At 43.2% G+C, this 2,792-nt stretch carries 1 protein-coding gene and 1 pseudogene; one reads left to right on the top strand and one right to left on the bottom strand.

Annotated elements, in window-relative coordinates; all coding sequences use genetic code 11:
* Positions 1-602, bottom strand: a pseudogene (locus O9323_RS19850) (IS30 family transposase); the annotation flags it as partial.
* 216 nt (positions 603-818) lie between these two features.
* Between O9323_RS19850 and menD the strand changes: the two are divergent.
* Positions 819-2,528 (top strand): 2-succinyl-5-enolpyruvyl-6-hydroxy-3-cyclohexene-1-carboxylic-acid synthase, encoded by a 1,710-nt coding sequence (gene menD / locus O9323_RS19845; RefSeq protein WP_288125626.1) that lies wholly within the window; start codon positions 819-821, stop codon positions 2,526-2,528.
* The last annotated feature ends 264 nt before the right edge of the window (positions 2,529-2,792 follow it).

The raw sequence follows: 2,792 nt of genomic DNA, 5'->3' as shown, positions 1-2,792 counted from the left end.
CTACTAAAAATTTCGAGGCTTTGTCCATATATGTAACAAGAACTCCTAGATGATTGCCTCCAATCATTGTGTCACTTTCCCAATGACCGATTTCAGTTTTCTGGTCAGCAATTGCTGGTCGCTCGCTGATATCTACACGCCAGGTCATCCCTCCACGCTTACTTTTTGCTCCATTTCGACTCTTTCTTTTTCCTCGTCCTTGACGTAGGCACTCTTGATACTTTCCACAGTCAAGGGTAGTTTTGATAGATCATTTGATAGATAGTTTCATGACTTAGCGATTCTTGACCAGCTTTTTTCAGACGACCTGCTATTTGTTCGAGACTATGATAATTTTTCAATCCTTCTTTTACCAACTCTAAGGCTGACTCGCTGATATTTTTAAAGGGTTGTTTGGCATTTTTTCGGCGCGTCTCGCTTTCAGCTTGTGCGGTGTCAGGTAGATAGCAGCCTAGGGAACTTTGATTCCTTCTTAATTCTCGTGATATCGTGCTTTGATAACATCCGAGCCAGACGGCCATTTGCCGTTGAGATAAATTCCCCTCCTGACTAAGTTGGTAGAGCAAGTTTCTTTGTTCTATGTTAAGATGTTTTCGGCTCATTTTTGGGTCTGATTTGTGTTTGTTAATGATCAGACAGTACCTGATGAGCCTTTCTTTGTCAACTCTTGAGGTTGATGCGTTTCATTTTTGAATTGGCGAAGTTAACCCGGATCCCTGACTCAGGAATAACTTATTCTTGGCCAGTTCCGGCCAATGTTAAATTTATTAATAGACTCTTTAACTGATTGTCCCCTAACCTTTGCACTGAACTGATAAATGTCGATCGATTTTCGCAATCTTAATACACTTTGGGGTTCTATTTTAGTCGAAACATTGGCCCGTTTGGGATTGAAGATAGGGGTGGTTTCTCCCGGATCGCGATCAACTCCTTTAACGATAGCCTTGGCAAGACATCCCCAGATTGAAGCTATTCCCATCTTAGACGAGCGCTCGGCCGCTTTTTTTGCCCTGGGATTAGCCAAACAATTATATCAACCGGTGGTTCTAGTCTGCACTTCCGGGACCGCCACGGCTAATTTTTATCCCGCAGTCATTGAAGCAAAAGAAAGTCATGTCCCTTTATTAATTCTAACCGCCGATCGCCCCCCAGAATTGCGTCATGCTCACGCCGGTCAGACTATCGATCAAGTCAAACTCTACGGTAATTATCCCAACTGGCAAGCGGAAATTAGCTGTCCTAGTGCCAATATCGAGCGTTTACGCTATCTCCGTCAAACTATCATCCATGGGTGGTTGCGCTGTCTCGATCCTGTCCCCGGAGTGGTGCATCTGAACTTACCATTTCGGGATCCCCTCGCACCAACTCCCGATCTAGAAATTAACAATTTAGAGGCTAATTTTGACCAAGAGGCTTTTTTTAGCCATATATCTCGGCAAAATATCCCCATTAACCACTCAATTCTCGAAATTCCTTCTTTACCCCCCCAAGGAATTATCATCGCGGGATTAGCTTCCCCGCAAAACCCCGAAAGTTACTGTCAGGCGATCGCTAATTTAGCCCGATCGCAACAATATCCCGTCTTAGCGGAAGCTTTATCTCCTCTGCGAAACTATGCAGGGTTAAATCCCCATCTGATCACTACCTATGATTTATTATTGCGGAATGCTGCCATTAAAACCCAATTAACCCCCGATGTTGTCCTGCAAATTGGGGAATTACCCACCAGCAAAGAATTACGGACATGGTTAGAAGAAATCGACTGTCCGCGCTGGATTATCGATCCCCATCCCGATAATTACGATCCTCTACAGGGAAAAACCGGACATCTCAGGGGAAATATCGAGCAATTAGGGCATCTATTCCCAGAAAAACCCGATAATAACCGAGAATATCGAGAATTATGGCAAAAATTCGACCAGCAAGCTAGATTTAAAATCGATCGCCTTTTGGCAGCAGAAACTAAACTGATTGAAGGAAAAATCTCCTGGCTGCTCTCCCAATACCTCCCCCCCCGCACCCCGATCTTTATCTCTAATAGTATGCCTGTTCGCTATGCCGAATTTTTTAACCCGCCTAGCGATCGCCAAATTCGTCCCTATTTTAATCGCGGGGCCAATGGCATCGACGGCAACCTCTCCACTGCTATAGGAATAGCTTATAAAAATGTCCCTAGTCTGCTATTAACGGGAGATTTAGCCCTATTACACGACACAAATGGTTTTTTAATCAAAAAATATTTTGTTGGCTCCTTGACCATAATTTTAATCAATAACAAGGGGGGAGGCATTTTCCAGATGTTGCCGATCGCCAAATTTGACCCCCCCTTTGAAGAATTTTTTGCCACTCCCCAAAATATTGACTTTTGCCAACTCTGTCACACCTACGGTATTGATTACCATTTAATCAGTGATTGGACTGATTTTCAGCAAAAAATCGCAGTTTTACCGGAATCAGGCATAAGATTACTAGAAATATCCTGCGATCGAGCTTTTAATACCCAATGGTTCCTCAGTAATTATGTGTAGGGTGTAGGGTGTGGGGAAGTGGGGTGTGGGGTGTGGGGTGTGGGGAAGTGGGGAGAATAAAGCTGCCTATTGCAAGAGTGCCTATTGCCTATCCTGATAGGTAGCATATACTCAACGGATTTAGTATTGTAAAGTTTTGTAAAAAATATATGCAAATGACTGCAAACAACTGCTAATATGGTTAGTACAAGTTTACGTTGCAGTTCATATAAAACTATCAGATTATGCTAAGAAAAAAGGGATCAGTTATGACACTGCTTGGAG

The organism is Microcystis sp. LE19-131.1A, assembly GCF_027532015.1.
Classification (GTDB): Bacteria; Cyanobacteriota; Cyanobacteriia; order Cyanobacteriales; family Microcystaceae; genus Microcystis; species Microcystis ichthyoblabe_A.
This window is presented reverse-complemented; position numbering and strand designations above follow the sequence as displayed.